Here is an 18111-nt window from a genome sequence, read left to right on the forward strand (position 1 = left end):
GCGGTCTGTCGAGCCGTGCGAGGCGACGCGCGCACGGCGACCGATGTCGATCCGACGGCGGGATGGTGGGCCCCATGGGGCTCGAACCCATGACCCGCGGATTAAAAGTCCGATGCTCTACCAACTGAGCTAGAGGCCCTCGGCGTCAACAATACGGGATCGCACACCCCGTCGCCGCCTGGTCGCCCTCCGGGTCCGCGGGCCCGGCGAGCGGCATCTCGACCGGGTGTCAGGGGTCGCGCCTATCGTTGACGCGATGTCCAGAGACTTTCACCGCCCCACCCAGTTCTCCGGCGCCGAGTTCGAGGCCTTCCAGGGCGGAGACGACCCGGCGACGATCAACCGCGTCGCCCACGAGTCGGCCGCGGCCCTCGTCGCGCGCGTCAAGAACGACCCGTCGCCCGAGATCCTCGATCGCCTCGTCACCTACACCGATCTGCACGGCATCGACGCGGTCGCCGAGCTGTGGGCCCATGCCGGCGCCCACACGCTGCCGGGCGCCCTGTGGCGCATCTACCTCGTGCGCGCGGTCATCCGGCAGAACCCGGCGGACATCACGTTCCTGTTCGAGCGCGGGGTCGAGACGTCGTCGACGATCGACCCGGTCGTGGCGGGGGCGCCGGCGCCGGCCAGCCCCGAAGAGATCCTCGAGCTCGCCGACCTCATCCTGCGGGGGGTCTTCGTGGGCGACTTCGCGACCGCGCTCGAGCGCGGCGCCGCGTTCTGCCGACTGGCCTCGGCCGGGGCGACGAGCCTCGCCGACGACCACGACTCCATCGGCTCGGATCACGCCTCCGACCTGACCCGCCGGGCCCTCCGCCTCTCCGAGCTCGGTGTCGATCTCGTCGCCTGCGCGCACCTCTGGCGCTCCGAGAGCCTCGACTGACCCCTGCCTCGCGCTGCCCGCCCGACGCAAGCCGTCAGACGGATCCTGTCGCCGATTTCGCACCCGGCGAACGCCGAGGCGAGCACGCGATCCAGCGGGTAACATCGATCCTCGTCGGGCCGCAGTAACCCCGGGCTCCAAATTTAGCCGCTTCGAGCGGCCTCGCGCCGAGAGGCGTTTCTGCGGCCCGGCACCCTCGTCTCAGGACCGACGGGGCTCGCCGTCTCCGCCGCGTCAGGGCTCGCCGTCCCCGTCCCGTCAGGGCTCGCCGTCTCCGCCACGGATGATGTGCTCCGAGACGACGCGCTCACGCGTCCGCCGCCGTGGCTCACCGGGTGTCGATCACAGATCCGCCCAATCCGCGTGCGAGCTCGTGCCGAACCATAGACGTGAGGGAACGAGCTTCCCCCGCCGGTCGGGTTCTCCCTAAGTCCCGGTCGGTGGTCCGCTCCCTCCGCGGGGCCTCCGGCGTTCTTACCATCCCAGACGGTCCGCTCCGCGGGGGGACGGTCACCTCCCACGCTGCCCGGCGTGAGTGCGCAGACCGTGGGCCGACCAGGCCCGCACGACTCGGATCCGGATCGCGATCACGTTGCGATCCACCCGATGAGACGAATACGGAGGTGAACCCTGACATGCTGAAGCTCGTGACCCGAGACACCGAGATGCCCGAGGCTGCGACGCCGTCGACGCCTGATGAGCTGCTGCACAGGGTCGCCGGCGGAGACCAGGTCGCCTTCGCCGAACTGTACGACCAGACGGCGCCCCGGGTGCTGGGTCTGATCAAGCGCCTCCTGAAAGACCACTCGCAGTCCGAGGAGGTCGCCCAAGAGGTGTTCCTCGAGATCTGGCAGACCGCCGCACGGTTCGACACGACGCGCGGCAGCGCTGCGAGCTGGATGCTCACCATGGCCCACCGACGGGCCGTCGACCGCGTCCGCGCCTCCCAGGCCGGCCGCGATCGCGACCTGCGCATCGGCGTCCGCGACATGTCGCCCGAATTCGACTCGGTCACCGAGTCGGTCGAGATCCGCATCGAGCACGAGCGGGTCGAACGGGCGCTGGCGCGACTGACCGAGCTCCAACGACAAGCCGTGCAGCTCGCCTACTACGGCGGCTACAGCCACAGCGAGGTGGCGACCATGCTGGGGGTGCCGATCGGCACCGTCAAGACACGACTCCGCGACGGAATGATCCGACTTCGCGACGAGATGGGGGTTGCCTCATGACGAACCGCGACGAACCGACCGGCACCGATGGTGTCGGCGACGCGCCCGAGAACCTCTCCGGCGCCTACGTGCTCGACGCTCTGACCGACGACGAGCGTCACACCTTCGAGGAGTTCCTCGAGGGGTCAACAGACATGCAGAGAGAAGTGGCCGAATTGCGCGAGACAGCACTGTTGCTCGCTCACGCGGCACCGCCGGTGACACCTTCGGCCGAGCTGCGGAGCTCGCTCCTCGAGAAGATCGCCCGTACGGCGCAGCTGCCCCCGCAGCAGATCGTCGCCCCCGAGACCGCAGGAGGCGCGGGTGACGACCACGAGCGGGTCGCCCCCCAGCGTCGTCCCGTCCCCGAGATGGAGCCGAGCGAGACCGAGGCGCGGGTGCTGCGTCCGACCGGCGCCGCCGAGCGTCGGTGGTTCACCCGTCCCGCCGCCATCCTCGGTGCCGCAGCCGCGGCAGCGGCCCTGTTCTTCGGCGGTGGCGCCGTCATCTCGGCCGTCAGCGGTCCGGGTCAGTCCCAGGAGGCCACCGCGTCGGCTCTCGACGAGATCTACGCGGCTCCCGACTTCCAGCGCGCCGTCGCCGACGTCAGCACCGGCGGCACCGCCACCCTCGTCTGGTCGAACGAGCTGCAGCGCAGCGCGATCGTGGCCGACGGTCTGACGTCGCTGCCGGGTGACCGCACCTACGAGCTCTGGTACATCGGCGACGACGGCGCGGTCCCGGCCGGCACGTTCGACACGACGACCGACTCCGCCGTCACCCAGGTGCTGAAGGGCGAGATGTCGCCCGGCGACGTCGTCGGCATCACCGTCGAGCCGGTCGGCGGATCCGACCAGCCGACGACCGATCCGATCGTCGCCCTGCCGAGCGCGTGACGACGAGACGATCGATCGGCCGCACCACCTGAACCACCCAGCACTGCCAGAACCGCCCCGTCGCGCGAGCGACGGGGCGGTTCTGCGTGACGCGACCACCGAGACGACGGGAGGCGCCCCACCTGCCGGTGGGGCGCCTCCTCGGCTCAGCGGGCTCGGATCAACCGAAGCGACCCGAGACGTAGTCCTCGGTCGCCTGGACGCTGGGCTTCGAGAACATCGTCGCGGTGTCGTCGTACTCGATGAGCTTGCCGGGCTTGCCCGTGCCGGCGATGTTGAAGAAGGCCGTCTTGTCGCTGACGCGGCTGGCCTGCTGCATGTTGTGGGTCACGATGACGATCGTGTACTCCTGCTTGAGCTCCTCGATGAGGTCCTCGATGGCGAGGGTCGAGATCGGGTCGAGGGCCGAGCAGGGCTCGTCCATCAGGACGACGTCGGGCGAGACCGCGATGGCGCGCGCGATGCAGAGACGCTGCTGCTGGCCGCCCGAGAGACCCGAGCCGGGCTTGTCGAGGCGGTCCTTGACCTCGTTCCACAGGTTGGCCCCCTGCAGCGACTTCTCGACGAGGGATTCCTGGTCGCCCTTGGACATGCGGCGGTTGTTGAGCCGCACGCCGGCCAGCACGTTGTCGCGGATGCTCATCGTGGGGAACGGGTTCGGGCGCTGGAACACCATGCCGACCTGGCGGCGGACGAGCACGGGGTCGACGCCGGGGCTGTAGAGGTCGTTGCCGTCGATCAGCACCTCGCCGTCGACGTACGCGCCGGGGATGACCTCGTGCATGCGGTTCAGCGTGCGGAGGAAGGTCGACTTGCCGCAGCCGGACGGGCCGATGAACGCCGTGACCGTGCGGGGCTCGATGGTGATGTTGACGTCTTCGACGGCCTTGAACTTGCTGTAGAAGACGTTGAGGTCGCGGACCTCGATGCGCTTGGACATGGTTCCTCCGGGTGGTTCCTGGCCTAGCGGCCGAGCTTGGGGGCGAAGAGTCGGGCGATCAGTCGGGCGAGCAGGTTCAGCGCCATGACGATCAGGATGAGGGTGAGCGCCGAGGCCCACGCACGGTCGATGTACGCGGCCGCGTCGGTGCCCTGGCTCACATACGAGCTGTAGGCGAAGACGGGCAGCGACTGCATGCGTCCGTCGAAGAGGTTGTAGTTCATGCTCGCCGTGAAGCCCGCGGTGATGAGCAGCGGGGCGGTCTCGCCGATGATGCGCGCGATGGCGAGCATGACGCCGGTCGTGATCCCGGCGATCGAGGTGGGCAGGACGACCTTGAGGATCGTCAGCCACTTCGGCACGCCGAGCGCGTACGCCGCTTCGCGCAGCTCGTTCGGGACGAGCTTCAGCATCTCCTCCGTGCTGCGCACGACCACGGGGATCATCAGCACGGCCAGGGCCACCGAGCCGGCGGCGCCCATCCGGACGCCCTCGCCGAAGAAGATGACGAACAGGGCGTAGGCGAACAGGCCGGCCACGATCGACGGGATGCCGGTCATGACGTCGACGAAGAACGTGATCGCGCGGGCCAGACGGCCCGTGCCGTACTCGACGAGGTAGATGGCCGTCAGCAGGCCGATCGGCACCGAGATGACGGCGGCGAACGCGGTGATGAGCACGGTGCCCGTGATGGCGTGCAGACCGCCGCCGCCCGCGCCGACCACGTTGCGCATCGACTGGCTGAAGAAGTCGGCGTCGAAGCGGCCCGACCCCGCGGTGACGACCGTGATGAGCAGCGACACGAGCGGCACGAGCGCGATGATGAAGGCGGCGCCGACGAGGGTCGTGACGACGCGGTCCTTCGCGCGGCGGACGCCTTCGACCTGCAGGGCGACGACGAAGACGAGGGCGGCGTAGAGGACCGTCCCGAGGATGATCGCGGGCACCCAGTTGAAGCCCTCGGTGACGCCGGCGGCCTGCAGCAGGGCGAAGACGACGCCCATGATGACCCAGCTGCCGAGCAGGATGACCAGCGGGGCGAACTTGGGCAGGCGACCGGTCGTCAGCGTGTTGACGGCCTGGCTCTCGCGACGCACGCCGCTCGCGGTGGGGGTGGTGGTCGTGGCCATCAGTTCGCTCCCGAGAAGGCCTTGCGGCGGTTGATGACGAAGCGCGCGATCGAGTTGACGATCAGGGTGATGACGAACAGCACGAGGCCGGTCGCGATGAGGGTGTTGATGCCGATGTCGTGCGCCTCGGGGAACCGCAGAGCGATGTTGGCCGCGATGGTCGACGAGTTCGTCGAGGTCAGGATGGCCGGGTTGATCACCAGCGCGGGCGACAGCACGAGGGCCACGGCCATCGTCTCGCCGAGCGCGCGACCGAGTCCGAGCATGGCGGCCGAGATGATGCCCGGGCGGCCGAAGGGCAGCACGGCGATCTGGATCATCTCGAAGCGCGTCGCGCCGAGGGCCAGCGCCGCCTCTTCGTGCAGCACGGGGGTCTGGAGGAACACCTCGCGGCTGAGCGCGGTGATGATCGGCAGGATCATGACGGCCAGGACGATGGAGGCGGTGAGCAGCGTCCGTCCCGTGCCCGACACCGGCCCGGCGAACAGCGGGAACCAGCCGAAGGTGTCGACCAGCCAGGTGTAGAACGGCTGGATCGCGGGGGCGAGCACGATGCTGCCCCACAGTCCGAAGACGACCGACGGCACGGCGGCGAGCAGGTCGATGATGTAGCCGAGGCCCTGGGCGAGGCGACGGGGCGCGTAGTGCGAGATGAAGAGCGCGATGCCGATGGCGACGGGCAGCGCCATGAGCAGGGCGAGGGCCGCGGCGTAGACCGTTCCGAAGGCCAGAGGGCCGACGTACTGCCAGAACGAGTCGGGGAACCCGGACAGCGAGATGTCCTCGGGGTCCGCGGTCAGAGCCGGGATGCTCTGCACGACGAGGAACAGCGCGACGGCGGCGAGGATCGCGAGGATCAGCCCGCCGGCGACGATCGTGCTGCCCGAGAAGATCCGATCGGCGGGACGACGCCGGGGTCGTGGCGCGTGGGGAGGCGCCGAGGTCGTAGCGGGGGCGGTCATCGGACGGATCCTCCGGGTGATCGGTGTTCGAGTCGAGCGGGGCGGTTCAGGCCGACGGCCCGGGAACGCACTCGGTGCGTCCCCGGGCCAGTCGTGTGCAGCGGGTGCTACTTGATGAGCTCGATGGCGCCGGCGACCTGCGTCGACAGCGTGCTCGAGATCGGGGCCGAGCCGGCCGCGTCGGCGGCGACCTTCTGGCCCTCGTCGCTGGTGACGTAGCTGAGGTACGACTTCACGAGCTCGCCCTGCTCGGCGTCCTCGTAGGACTCGCAGGCGATCAGGTAGCTGACGAGCACGATCGGGTAGACGCCGGCGGCGTCGGTGGTGCGGTCGATCGCGATGGCGATGTCGCCCTCGGTGCGGCCCTCCTCCTCCGGCGACTCGTCGACGATCGCGGCGGCGGCCTCGGGGGAGAACGAGACGAACTCGTCGCCGACCTTGACCTTGACGACGCCCAGGTCGCCGGCGCGGGAGGCGTCGGCGTAGCCGATGGTGCCGGTGCCGTTGCCGACCGCGTCGATCACGCCCGAGGTGCCGGTGGCGCCCTCGCCGTCGGTGGTGGGCCAGACGCCGTCGGCCTCGGTCGTCCACACGTCGGGTGCGGTCTTGTTCAGGTAGTCCGTGAAGTTCTCGGTGGTGCCCGAGTCGTCGGCGCGGTGCACGGCCGTGATGGGCGTGCTGGGCAGGTCGACGCCGGGGTTGTCGGCGGCGATCTCGTCGGCGTCCCAGCTGGTGATCGACAGGTTGAAGATGCCGGCGATCGTGGCGGGCGACAGGTTCAGCTCGGTGATGCCGTCGAGGTTGAAGACGACGGCGATGGGCGAGACGTACGCGGGGAGCTCGACGATGCCGGTGTCGGGCGTGCAGCCCGCGAAGGTGCTCGACGAGATCTCGTCGGTGGTGAAGGGGCGGTCGGAACCGGCGAACGCCGCCGCGCCCGAGATGAAGCTCTCGCGGCCGCCGCCGGAGCCCTGGGGGTCGTAGTTGACCGTGACGCCCTCGTTGGCCGTCTGGTAGCCGGCGACCCAGGCCTCCTGAGCAGCCTGCTGCGACGACGCGCCGATGCCCGAGATCGTGCCGGAGAGGTCCGAGCCGCCCTCGGAGCCACCGGCGGAACCGCCTTCGTTGGTGGCGCAGGAGGCGAGGAGCATGGTGCCGACCGCTGCGATGGCGACGAGGCTGCCGGTGCGCTTGAGATTCAAGTGTGAGGTCCTTTGCGGGGTGGTGGTGACTGCAAGGGGCCGCTTTCCGGCCCCGGCGCGACGTTACGTCGGCTGGTTGACCACGGTCGCCCGTCTCGGTGAACGGCAGGTGAACGACGGGCCAACATCGGCACCGCCGACAGCCCGTCGCGAGCACCTCGGGTAGGGGGCCTCGAAGCGGCGCCCGCCCGGCACCTCCGCGAGCCGTGCAGCACCGATGCCGCGCACCCTGTCGGCGGCCCCGCCCACCCCGGCGCGCGACCGGGTCAGGCCACCGGGCCGTGCGTCTCGACGGCCACGAGCGACGCGTCGTCGGTCGAGACGTGCAGCACCGTGTACTCGCCGGTCGACAACGAGGAGGCTCGGCGCAGGTCGAGCCGGTCGCCACCCTTGGTCGCGAGGGCGATCTGGCGGATCAGCTCGGGCAGCACGGGACCGTGGCTGCAGAGCACCGCGGTCGTCCGCTTCTTGAGTCGTTTCGCGACCACGCCCTGGACGTCGTCCGACCCGCGCTCGAAGCTGTCCTGGCTGATGGCGTCCGTCTGCTTCACCCCGACCCTGGTCAGGGCCGACAGCGGCTCGAGCGTGGCGAGGCAGCGGGCCGCCGTGCTGCTGACGATGCGCTGCGGCGCCCAGGCGGCGATGCCGGGCGCGATCGACTTGGCCTGTCGGCGACCGGCGGGCAGCAGGGGTCGTGTGGCGTCCGAGCCGCTCCAGTCGCCGGGGGCGGTGGTCTTGGCGTGCCGCAGCGCGACGAGTGCGAAGGTGCGGGCGCGCTTCGTGGCGACCCGATCCGCGAAGCGGGCGAGCACGTCGGCGTCGCGTTCGTAGGTCAGCTTGGCCCGGGCCTTGTCGAGGCCGACCCACTCGATCGCGCCGACCTCGCTGTTCGGGGTGAAGTCGCCGGCGGCGACGAAGGCCTCGTCGGTGACCTCGGCGGCCCAGTAGTGCACGATCTTGTCGCGGCCCCCGGGCATGACGTACTCGACGTGTCCGAGCGGCGCCCCGAGCGCGACCCGGTAGCCGGTCTCCTCGCGGATCTCGCGGACGGCCGCCTGCGGCGTCGATTCGCCGGGGTCGACCTTGCCCTTGGGCAGCGAGACGTCGCCGTGGTGGTCGCGGTGGATGAGCAGGACGCGCGCCTTGCCGTCGACGAACCGGAACAGGACGGCGCCGGCGGCGACGACGGTCGTCGGCGTGATGGTCACCGGCTGCTCCGCTTCCGCTGGTTGATCTGCTTCATGAGGGCGTTCTGCAGGTCGATCAGGGGCTTGCCCGTCTCGTCGCGCGAGTGACGCGTCCACGTGCCGTCGGCCTCGAGCCACCAGGAGGCGGTCTCGTCGCTCATGGCGCTCTCGAAGAGCGAGGCGACCTCGTCGAGGTGGTTCTGCTGGGTGAGTCGGACGAGCGCCTCGATGCGGCGGTCGAGGTTGCGGTGCATCATGTCGGCGCTGCCGATGAAGAGCTGCGGGTCGCCGTCGTTCGCGAACCAGAAGAGCCTCGAGTGCTCGAGGTAGCGCCCGAGGATGGAGCGCACCCGGATGGTCTCGCTGAGACCGGGCTGACCCGGCTTGATCGTGCAGATGCCGCGCACCCAGACGTCGACGGGCACCCCGGCCTGGCTGGCCTTGTAGAGGGCGTCGATGATCTGCTCGTCGACGATGGAGTTGATCTTGATCTTGATGCCCGAGGGGCGACCGGCCTGAGCGTTCTCGATCTCGTTCTGGATCTGCTTGAGCAGACCGCGGCGCAGATAGCGCGGGGCGACGAGCAGACGCTTGAACTTCTTCTCGATGGCGTAGCCGGAGAGCTCGTTGAACAGCCGCGTCAGATCCTTTCCGACCTGGTCGTCGGAGGTGAACAGCCCCATGTCCTCGTAGATGCGGCTGGTCTTCGGGTTGTAGTTGCCCGTGCCGATGTGCGTGTAGTGCTTCAGCGTGCCCTTCTCCTGGCGGATGACCAGGGCGAGCTTGCAGTGGGTCTTCAGACCGACGAGGCCGTAGACGACGTGCACGCCGGCCTTCTCGAGCTTGCGGGCCCAGGTGATGTTGTTCTGCTCGTCGAACCGGGCCTTGACCTCGACCAGCGCGAGCACCTGCTTGCCCGACTCGGCGGCGTCGATGAGAGCCTCGATGATCGGCGAGTCGCCGCTCGTGCGGTAGAGGGTCTGCTTGATGGCGAGCACGTTCGGGTCGGCCGCCGCCTGCTCGAGGAACGCCTGCACGCTGGTCGCGAACGATTCGTACGGGTGGTGCACGAGGACGTCCTGACGGGCGATGCTCGCGAACATGTCGGGCTTCATGTTCGGCTCGGTCGGCTGCAGCTGAACGGCCGTCGTCGGCAGGTGCTTCGGGTACTTGAGGTCGGGGCGCGACATCTTGGTGATCTCGAACAGGCCGGTCAGGTCGAGCGGGGCCGGCAGCTTGTAGACCTCCTGATCGGTCACGTCGAGTTCGCGGATCAGCAGCTCGAGGGTGACCGGATCCATGTCGTCGGTGATCTCGAGACGGATCGGCGGACCGAAGCGGCGACGCAGCAGCTCCCGCTCGAGGGCCTGGATGAGGTTCTCGGATTCGTCCTCGTCGACCTCGACGTCCTCGTTGCGGGTGACGCGGAAGACGTGGTGCTCGACGACCTCCATGCCCGGGAAGAGGTCTTGGAGGTGGTTCGCGATGAGGTCCTCCAGGGGGATGAACCGCACGCGCCCCGACTCGTCGTCGGGCAGCTGCACGAAGCGCGGCAGCATCTGCGGCACCTTGAGACGGGCGAACTCCTGTCGCATGGTCTTGGGGTTGCGCACTCGCACCGAGAGGTTGAGCGAGAGCCCCGAGATGTAGGGGAACGGGTGGGCCGGGTCGACGGCCAGCGGCATGAGCACGGGGAAGATCTGCTCGGTGAAGATCTCGCGCATGCGGACCCGGTCGGCCTCTTCGAGGTCGGACCACTTCTCGACGTGGATGCCGGCCTCGTCGAGGTCGGGCTTGACGATGTCGAGGAACGCGCGCGCGTGGCGCTCCTGCAGCTCGTGCGCCTTCTTGTTGATGTCGGCGAGGACCTCGGTGGGGCCGCGGCCGACGTTCGTCGGCACGGCCAGGCCCGTCGCGATGCGGCGCTTCAGGCCGGCCACGCGCACCATGAAGAACTCGTCGAGGTTGCTGGCGAAGATCGCCAGGAAGTTCGCCCGTTCGAGCAGCGGCGTGGCCGGGTCTTCGGCGAGCTCGAGCACCCGCTGGTTGAAGGCGAGCCAGCTCAGCTCCCGATCGAGGTACCGCTCGGCGGGGAGGGTGCCGTCTTCGAAGCTGACGATCTCGTCGAAGTCGTCGAGGAAGTCGGGGGTGACGCCGGCGCCGTCGACTCGGGGTTCGCTGTCCATCGTCCTATCGTGCCACCGCCCGGGCCCCTTCCGCCGCCGCCCAGGTGAACGGTGGATGACGCGGTGCGACGCTCAGGTGGGGAGGGCGTGTTCCGGCACCGCGCCTCCTGGACGACGACGTCCCACCGGAGGACATCGCCGAGGCGGTGTCGTCCGATGGGACGAGGAGGGTGCGGCCTACTTCTCCTCCTGCTTCAGCGCGAGGCCGAGGGCGAAGAAGGTGGGGGCCCAGTGGCCGATGAAGATGCCCCAGCGGTCGGACTGAGCCTTGTCCGACGAGTCCTTGCCCTGCGAGGCCGCCCAGGCGACGAGGGCGATGACGATGGAGGCGAAGCCGCCCCAGTAGGCGTGCTTGCTCTGGACGCCGAGGTCCGAGATGAATTTGACGGGGTTCATGATGATCTCCTGATGCTGCGGTCGAGGTCCGATGCGATGCGGTTCCGTGCGAGACCCAATCCACTCCTCGGTGCTGAGAGCGGGGTGCCAGATCCCGTACCCCGGGGGGAGTAGCGCCTGCCGAGGCGAGATGTACCCCGTTCTGTACCCCTGGCCGAGGGTCGACCGCACGTCGGCAGCTATCGCCAGCCGCCGACGTACCCCTCGACGTCGGGCTCGTCGTCGATCCGGGCGATCGACGGGCTGTGCCGCACGACGGTCTCGGCGAGCCCCTCGGCCTGCCAGCGTCGACGCCGGTTCGCCCCACGTCGCGAGGCGACCGTCAGCAGCGCGACCCCCGATCCGTCGACGTAGGTGATCGAGCCCGGGCCGCGGCCGTCGAGCTCGTCGACCGCCCGGCGGAGCTCGCCGTCGCGCACCCGAACAGGGTCGCCCTCGACGACGACGTCGACCCGCACCCGATCGAGCGACCGCCCGTCCACAGCCTGCCCGGCGTCGGCCCGCCCGACGCCCGCCGCTCCGATCTCCGCGACCACCGACGCCTCGGGCAGCTCCGCCGCGATCGAGTCGACGCAGACGAAGCGCGCGGCGTCGCCGCCCGTCGTCGGTCCGTGCACGGCGACGTCGACGTGCCGTCCGCGCAGCCCCCGGCCGCGCGAGCCGGGCACGGGCACGAGGTCGGCCAGCAGCAGCGTCTCGGCGTTCTTGGCGCGCTGGCGGTCTTCGAGGTCGCGCCCCGACCACTCCGGTCCGTCGTGCCAGGCCACGGCGGACGGCACGTGGGCGAGCACGCCGCCGGCGAGCCAGGCGCGGTAGGCCCACTCCCAGTCCTCGCCGCCGTACCGCGTGAAGCCCTCGTCGTAGCCCCCGGTGTCGGCGAACAGGTCGGCCGAGCACGCGGTCACCGCGCCGATCACGAAGCGGTACGAGCGGTCGTCGGCGTCGAGCAGATCGCGGGACTCGGCGTGGGCGCGTCGCAGCCAGCCGGGCTCGTCGAGTTCGAGACCCGGCGCGACCTCCTCGACCCGCGCCTCCTCGGCTGCCCGGTCGAGGGCCGCGTGACGGCGACGGCCCGCCGCGACCACGTCGGAGGCGAGGGCCGGCAGCCTCGTCAGCTCGCGCACGTAGCCGGGTTCGGGTGCGGTGTCGGCGTCGAGGAAGCACAGCACCTCGCCGTCGGCGACGGAGGCGCCGAGGTTGCGGGCGGCCGCGAGTCGGAAGCCGCGGTCCTCCTGCACGACGAGGCGCACGCCGTCGGGCACGCGCGGCTTCTCGGGCGACCCGTCGTCGACGACCACGATCTCGAGGCGCGACGCGGGGTGGTCCTGCCGCGAGAGGGCGAGCAGGGTGCGGTCGAGCTGCGCCTGCTGCCGGTAGTGCGCCACGACGACGGTGACCGAGGGAGGCGTGGGCGGCGTCTCGCCGTCGAGGAGGTCCCAGCGGTTCCCCGGCAGGGCCCGCCCACGCCCCCGTCGTGGCATGGGCCCGAGGTCGATCGACCGGGTCACGGGGCGACCTCGCGCCACCAGGCGAGGTGGGCGGCGGCGACGTCGTCGAGGTCGGGGGCGAGCGAGGTGCCGGTCGGCAGCGCGGTCGACGAGGGGTCGCGGTGCGCGGCGAGCAGGGCGGCGGCCAGGGCGCCGGGCGCTTCGGGGTCGTAGAGGGCGATGCTGCCGGGTCGGAGGGCGTCCATCTCGCGGGTGTAGCGGGTGTCGGCGACGACGGCGCGTCGGCCCTGCTCGGCCCAGTCGAGCAGCGACCGCGAGGCCGACCAGTGACGGTGGGCGACGAGCGGCACGACGGGGGCGTGGAACGCGGCCGCGTACGCGTCGTCGTCGAGTCGGCCGGTCACCTCGAAGCGGACGCCGAGCGCCGAGGCGGAGTCGGACAGGACCTCGACGTCGCGCTCGTGCCCGGTCGACGGACCGCCGAGGGCGACCACCGTCGCGGCCCCGACGTCACCCCGGCGCACGAGCTCGGCGCAGGCGGCGATCGCGTCGTCGTGCCCCTTGCCCGGGTAGACGTACCCGGCGATCACGACGCGCAGCCCGACCCCGTCGGGGGCGGAGGACGCGGGAGGCGCGGGTCGGGGCACCGCGCCCGTCGCCCCGTCCGCCGCGAAGGGCGCGCCGGGCCTCGTGCCGAGCGGCACGACGAGCACCCGGTCGAGGGCGTCGTCGACGTGCTCGGCCAGCAGCGACCGCTCGTGCTCGCTGCTGACGACGACGCCGTGCGCCGCCCGGGCCATCCGCCGGTAGGCGGCGGCACGCCGGTGCACGGCGGTCTCCCCATCCGAGGGCTGGGGGAGGTCGTGCAGGGTGATCGTGAGCGAGGTCGCCGCGGCGATCCGCTCGATGCGCTCGGCGGCGCACTCGAGCGACGACCCGAGGAGCTTGTCGGTCACGTGCAGGTGCACCCGCTCGGGGCGGCCCTCGACGACCGCGGCCTCGGCGAGACCCGCCGTGGCCACGTCGAGCCTCGGGGCGTCGGGGTCGAGGCGGATCAGGGCGTCCGCGACGTCGGACGCGTACGCGGTGACGCCGTGCGACGGGGGTCCGACGACGATGCAGAGAGGGGTGGGCACGCGACGGACGTTACACGCGGGGCCCCCGGGCCGAAGCGGCTCCCTGGGAGTACGTTCCACACATGGCCCGACTCGTCGTCGACGCGGCGGGCACCGAGAAGCGGAGGAAGCATGACGCGCCCCTTGCGCGTCGTCGCCGTCCCCGCCTCGCACCCGTACGTGCGTCGGGTGACCGCCGACGACGCGATCACCCTGAGCCACGACCCGCGCCCCGACGGCGCCGGCCCCGGCGTCTGGTGGCCACCGGTCGCCCTCGACGCCGCCTGGATCCGCGCCCACGCCGACGAGGCCGATCTGCTGCACGTCCACTTCGGCACGGAGTCGTTCGACGTCGAGCACCTCGTCGCCGCCGTCGACGCGGCGCACGACGCGGGCTGGGCCGTCGTCCAGACGGTGCACGACCTCGACCACCCGCAGCTCGCCGACGACGAGCAGGCCCCGTACCGGGCGCAGCTCGACGCCCTGCTGCCCCGGGTCGACGCGGTGCTGACCCTGACCGCCGGAGCAGCCGCCGAGATCGCACGCCGCTGGGGCGTCGAGGCGACCGTCGTGCCGCACCCGCGCCTCCTCGACCCGCGGACCACCGCGGCGACGGCCCCGATCGGACTCGCCGGCGACCAGCGCCTGATCGGCCTGCACCTGAAGGACCTCCGCCCGGGGGTCGACGGCCCCGGGGCCACGGCCGCCCTCATCGCCGCCGTCGAGAGACTGCGGTCGGGCGGACTCGCGGTCGCCGCCGAGGTCCGGCTGCACCGCTCGGTCCGAGACGACGCCGCCCGGGACGACGTCCGCCGACTCTGCGCGACGTCCGAGGCGGTGTCGCTCGTCGAGCACGACCGCCTCGACGACACGGCGCTCGCCGCCGGTCTCGCCCGTCTCGACGCCTGCGTGCTGCCCTACCGGCACGGCACGCACTCCGGCTGGCTCGAGCTCTGCTGGGACCTCGGGGTGCCCGTCGTCGCACCCGACACCGGGCATTACGCCGACCAGCACGACGACCCCACCGTGACCTCGGCGCGCTTCGACGACGACGGCGCGGCGCTCGCCGAGGCCCTCGAGCGGGTGCTCCGCGAGGGAGCGCGCCCCGGCACGACGCATCGACGTGACATCATCACCGCACGACTGGCCGATCGGGCCCGTGTCGACGCCGGCGTCGTCGGTTCCCATGTGGCCGTCTACCGCGCCGTCCTGGCGCATCCGCGCATCCGGCCGACCCCGTCGGGACACCCGATCGAGTCCGCCGCATCACCCGCCCGACCCGCCGAGAGGACCACCGCGTGACGACACCCCGACCTCTGCGCATCGCCACCATCGCGCCCCTCCGGTTCCCCATCCGCCAGCCCCACGCCGGCGGCGTCGAGTCGGCCCTGTGGAACGAGGTCGCGACCCTCCGCCGTCGGGGTCATCGCGTCGATCTCGTCGCGCCCGGCGGCTCGGACTTCATGACCGGCGGCCCCGCCGAGTACGTCCTGCCCCCGGTGGCGTGGTCCGACGACGAGCTCGCGGCCGACGACACCTACCCGGCCGGTTACCTCGACGTGGCGCTGCCCCGCCTCGACGCCGCACTGGATCGCATCCGGCGTCACGCCGACGACTACGACGTGGTCGTCAACCACTGCCTGCACGGTCTGCCGCTCGAGCGCGCGGGCGGGCTCGGCGTGCCCGTCGTCTCGACGCTGCACACGCCGGTGCTGCCCGAGCTGCTCGCCGCCGACCGCGCCTCGGTGGGCGGTCGCAGCTCGTACCTCTCGGTCAGCAGCCACACGGCCGACGAATGGGCGGCCGCCGGCATCGACTCGGTCGTCCTGCCGAACGGCGTCGATCAGTCGCTGTGGCCCCTCGGCCCCGGAGGCGCGGGTCTGGTCTGGTTCGGACGTCTCGTCCCCGAGAAGGGCACCCATCTCGCGATCGAGGCGGCGCGCCTCCTCGACCTGCCCCTGACCATCGTCGGCCGCATCGGCGACCAGGCCTACTTCGACCGCGCCGTCGCCCCGGCCCTCGGCGACCGCGTGACGTACGTCGGCCCGCTCGGGCAGAGCGAGCTGGCCGAGCTCGTCGGCCGGAGCGCCTGCTCGCTCACCACGCCCGTCTGGGCCGAGCCGTTCGGTCTCGTCGTGCCCGAGGCGCTCATGACCGGCACGCCGGTCGCGGCCCACGACGTCGGCGGGGTCACCGAGATCGCCCGCGGCTCGACCGGCATCACGACGGTCACGCCCGGCGACCCGGCCGCGCTCGCGGTCGCCGCGCGCGATCTCATCGAGGCGTCCCGCATGCCCGGCGGTCGCGAGGACATCCGCGCCAGCACCGTGGCGAGGTTCTCGCTCGAGGCCCGGGTGGACCGCCTCGAGGAGTTCCTGCGGGCGGCCGTCCACCGGGACGCCCTGGGGCTGCCCGGTCCGACGAGCGAGGTGCTCGCCGGCGGTCCCCTCGCCGCCGGTGGCCTCGCCTCCCCGGTGCTCGTCGAGCCCGAGGCGGCGGCGTGACCCGACCCGTCGTCGGCTGGTACCTGCACCACCACGGGGGCGGGCACGTGGCGCGGTTCCGCGCCGTACGCCCGTCCGTCGACGCCGACGTGATCGTCTTCAGCTCGCGTCCGGCCCCGGCCGAACTTCCCGCGGGCACGCGCTGGGCGACCCTGCCGCCCGACGCGGGGCTCGAGACGCTCGACGACGGCGCACCGCTCGACCCCGCCGAGGCCGACCCGACCGCGTCGGGGGCCCTGCACTGGGCGCCCCTCGGTCACCGCGGTCATCGCGATCGCCTGGCCCTGATCGCCGAGACGGCCGCCCGTGAGCGGATCGACGCGATGGTCGTCGACGTGTCGGTCGAGGTCGGACTCCTGGCGCGCCTCCTCGGCGTCCCGGTGGTGCTGTTCAGCCAGCCCGGCGACCGCGACGACGACCCGCACGCCCTCGTCGAGCGGGTGGCGTCGGCGATCGTCGCGCCCTGGCCCCGCGACCTGATGGAGCCCGCGCACCTCGCCGCACGTCGCGACGTCGTCGTGCACACCGGCGGCATCAGCCGACACGACGGACGCCCGGCGCCCACCGCCCCGGGGCCCGCTCGACCGGCCGACGTCACCCGGGTGCTCGTCCTGGCCGGCGGCGGCGGACACGACGTCACAGCCCGCGACGTCGAGGAGGCGCGGCTCGCGACCCCGGGGACGCACTGGACGGCGCTCGGCATCGACGGCGTCGACGGAGAGCCCGCCGTCGTGGTCGACGACCCGTGGGTCGCCCTGCACGACGCGGACGTGGTCGTCACCTGGGCCGGGCAGAACGCGATCGCCGACGTCGCCGCCGCGGGCGCCCGGGCGATCGTCGTGCCGCAGGCCCGACCCTTCGACGAGCAGGACGCGACCGCCTCGGCCCTCGACCGGGCCGGTCTGGCCGTCGTCGAGCCCGTCTGGCCGACCCCCGCGCGATGGCCCGGCGTCATCGCCCGCGCGCTCGACCTCGACCCCGACTGGTCGCGCTGGCGCACCGTCGGTGCCGCACGCCGCGCCGCCGACGTGGTCGAGCGCGTGGCCGGGGCGGCCCCTCGCGTCGGCGGGGAGACCCTCCGCGTCGGCGAGCACGTCGTCGTCGTCACCCTGTGCTCCGCCGCCCGGCTCGATCACCTGAGGCACCAGCTCCTGGCCATCGTCCGCGACGCGGGTGCCCCCGGGGCGGGCGCACCCGGGGCGGGCGCACCCGGGGCGGGCGCACCCGGGGCGGGCGCACCCGGGGCGGGCGCGCCTGCTTCCGACGAGGACGCCCCCGCCGCGCGCCGTGTCTCGACCGTGGTCGTCTGGCTCGACGACGACCCGGCCCCCGACGACCTCGGCGTCGACGTCGTCGTGTCCGTCCCGCCCGCCGCCGAGGGGTTCCGGCTCGCCGCAGCCCGGAACGCCGGCGCCGACGCCGCGGTCGCGCTGGGCGGCGACCTCGTCGTCTTCCTCGACGCCGACTGCGTGCCCTCCCCGGGACTCCTCGGCCGGTACGTCGCGGCCGCGCGCGCCGAGCCCGACGCCGTCCTCTGCGGACCGGTCACCTACCTCGCCCCCGGGGTCGACGTCGACGATCCGGCCGTGCTCGCCCGACTGACGGCTCCGCACGCGGCTCGACCCGCGCCTCCCGCCGGAGAGCTCGCCCGCGCCGACCCGAGCGAGTACACGCTCTTCTGGTCGCTGTCGTTCGCACTGACGGCGCGCGCGTGGCGTGCGGGCCCTCGCTTCGACGAGCGCTTCGTCGGCTACGGCGGGGAGGACACCGACTTCGCGTTCGCGTTCCGTCGCGCCGGTCGACCGCTCGTCTGGGTCGGCGGGGCCGACGCGTACCACCAGCACCACCCGACGTCGTCGCCGCCCTGGCAGCACCTCGACGACGTGCTGCGGAACGGCCGGCTGTTCGCCGGGATCTGGGGGGAGTGGCCGATGACCGGATGGCTCGAGGCGTTCGAACGCGGGGGAGCCGTCCGCCGTGGGGCCGACGGGTGGGAGCGCGTCCCCGGGTGGACGGGCGTCGACCGGGCCTCGTGAAGGAGGCCCGCCGCG

Annotated in this window: 15 protein-coding genes and 1 tRNA gene; 6 read left to right on the plus strand and 10 right to left on the minus strand. The window is 72.1% G+C overall.

Annotated features, from left to right (window positions below; genetic code table 11):
* Positions 1-63: 63 nt before the first annotated feature.
* A tRNA-Lys gene (locus ASF89_RS03560) sits at positions 64-139 on the minus strand.
* A gap of 117 nt (positions 140-256) precedes the next feature.
* On the opposite strand from ASF89_RS03560, the gene ASF89_RS03565 reads away from it, so the two are divergent.
* From ASF89_RS03565 to ASF89_RS03575, 3 genes are all read left to right on the plus strand, one after another.
* On the plus strand, positions 257-886 hold the full coding sequence (locus ASF89_RS03565; RefSeq protein ID WP_055800202.1) for a hypothetical protein: 630 nt from the start codon (positions 257-259) through the stop codon (positions 884-886).
* A gap of 635 nt (positions 887-1521) precedes the next feature.
* The gene (locus ASF89_RS03570) at positions 1522-2115 is read left to right on the plus strand and encodes a sigma-70 family RNA polymerase sigma factor (protein ID WP_082475330.1); all 594 of its coding nucleotides are present in this window, start codon (positions 1522-1524) and stop codon (positions 2113-2115) included.
* On the plus strand, positions 2112-2990 hold the full coding sequence (locus tag ASF89_RS03575; protein WP_082489748.1) for an anti-sigma factor domain-containing protein: 879 nt from the start codon (positions 2112-2114) through the stop codon (positions 2988-2990). The genes ASF89_RS03570 and ASF89_RS03575 overlap by 4 nt, the downstream gene beginning before the upstream one ends.
* 160 nt (positions 2991-3150) lie before the next feature.
* On the opposite strand, the gene pstB is transcribed toward ASF89_RS03575, so the two are convergent.
* From pstB to ASF89_RS03620, 9 genes are all read right to left on the minus strand, one after another.
* Positions 3151-3930 (minus strand): phosphate ABC transporter ATP-binding protein PstB, encoded by a 780-nt coding sequence (gene pstB / locus ASF89_RS03580; RefSeq protein WP_055800203.1) that lies wholly within the window; start codon positions 3928-3930, stop codon positions 3151-3153.
* A 23-nt stretch (positions 3931-3953) separates the two neighbouring features.
* Positions 3954-5060 (minus strand): phosphate ABC transporter permease PstA, encoded by a 1107-nt coding sequence (pstA, locus tag ASF89_RS03585; RefSeq protein ID WP_055800206.1) that lies wholly within the window; start codon positions 5058-5060, stop codon positions 3954-3956.
* On the minus strand, positions 5060-6022 hold the full coding sequence (pstC, locus tag ASF89_RS03590; protein WP_055800210.1) for a phosphate ABC transporter permease subunit PstC: 963 nt from the start codon (positions 6020-6022) through the stop codon (positions 5060-5062). Before pstC ends, pstA begins: the two co-directional genes overlap by 1 nt.
* A 107-nt stretch (positions 6023-6129) precedes the next feature.
* The gene (locus tag ASF89_RS03595) at positions 6130-7224 is read right to left on the minus strand and encodes a phosphate ABC transporter substrate-binding protein PstS (RefSeq protein WP_055800215.1); all 1095 of its coding nucleotides are present in this window, start codon (positions 7222-7224) and stop codon (positions 6130-6132) included.
* A gap of 266 nt (positions 7225-7490) precedes the next feature.
* Positions 7491-8432 (minus strand): NUDIX hydrolase, encoded by a 942-nt coding sequence (locus tag ASF89_RS03600; protein WP_055800218.1) that lies wholly within the window; start codon positions 8430-8432, stop codon positions 7491-7493.
* A complete protein-coding gene (locus tag ASF89_RS03605; RefSeq protein ID WP_055800221.1) occupies positions 8429-10597 on the minus strand; it encodes an RNA degradosome polyphosphate kinase in 2169 nt (722 codons plus the stop codon). Before ASF89_RS03605 ends, ASF89_RS03600 begins: the two co-directional genes overlap by 4 nt.
* A 177-nt stretch (positions 10598-10774) precedes the next feature.
* Positions 10775-10993, minus strand: a complete 219-nt coding sequence (locus tag ASF89_RS03610) for a hypothetical protein (protein ID WP_200913480.1) — start codon at positions 10991-10993, stop codon at positions 10775-10777.
* 179 nt (positions 10994-11172) lie between these two features.
* Positions 11173-12501: a glycosyltransferase gene (locus ASF89_RS03615; RefSeq protein ID WP_200937087.1), complete on the minus strand. Its 1329-nt coding sequence runs from the start codon at positions 12499-12501 to the stop codon at positions 11173-11175.
* Positions 12498-13577 (minus strand): hypothetical protein, encoded by a 1080-nt coding sequence (locus tag ASF89_RS03620; RefSeq protein ID WP_055812128.1) that lies wholly within the window; start codon positions 13575-13577, stop codon positions 12498-12500. The genes ASF89_RS03615 and ASF89_RS03620 overlap by 4 nt, the downstream gene beginning before the upstream one ends.
* Before the next feature lie 111 nt (positions 13578-13688).
* On the opposite strand from ASF89_RS03620, the gene ASF89_RS03625 reads away from it, so the two are divergent.
* The 3 genes from ASF89_RS03625 to ASF89_RS16040 are packed head-to-tail and all read left to right on the plus strand — an operon-like array spanning position 13689 to position 18096.
* Positions 13689-14858, plus strand: coding sequence for a glycosyltransferase (locus ASF89_RS03625; RefSeq protein ID WP_156463306.1), 1170 nt, complete (start codon positions 13689-13691; stop codon positions 14856-14858).
* A complete protein-coding gene (locus tag ASF89_RS03630; protein WP_082489749.1) occupies positions 14855-16060 on the plus strand; it encodes a glycosyltransferase in 1206 nt (401 codons plus the stop codon). The genes ASF89_RS03625 and ASF89_RS03630 overlap by 4 nt, the downstream gene beginning before the upstream one ends.
* A complete protein-coding gene (locus ASF89_RS16040; protein WP_235483967.1) occupies positions 16057-18096 on the plus strand; it encodes a glycosyltransferase in 2040 nt (679 codons plus the stop codon). Before ASF89_RS03630 ends, ASF89_RS16040 begins: the two co-directional genes overlap by 4 nt.
* The last annotated feature ends 15 nt before the right edge of the window (positions 18097-18111 follow it).

It is taken from the genome of Frigoribacterium sp. Leaf172, assembly GCF_001424285.1.
In the GTDB taxonomy this organism is placed as follows: domain Bacteria; phylum Actinomycetota; class Actinomycetes; order Actinomycetales; family Microbacteriaceae; genus Frigoribacterium.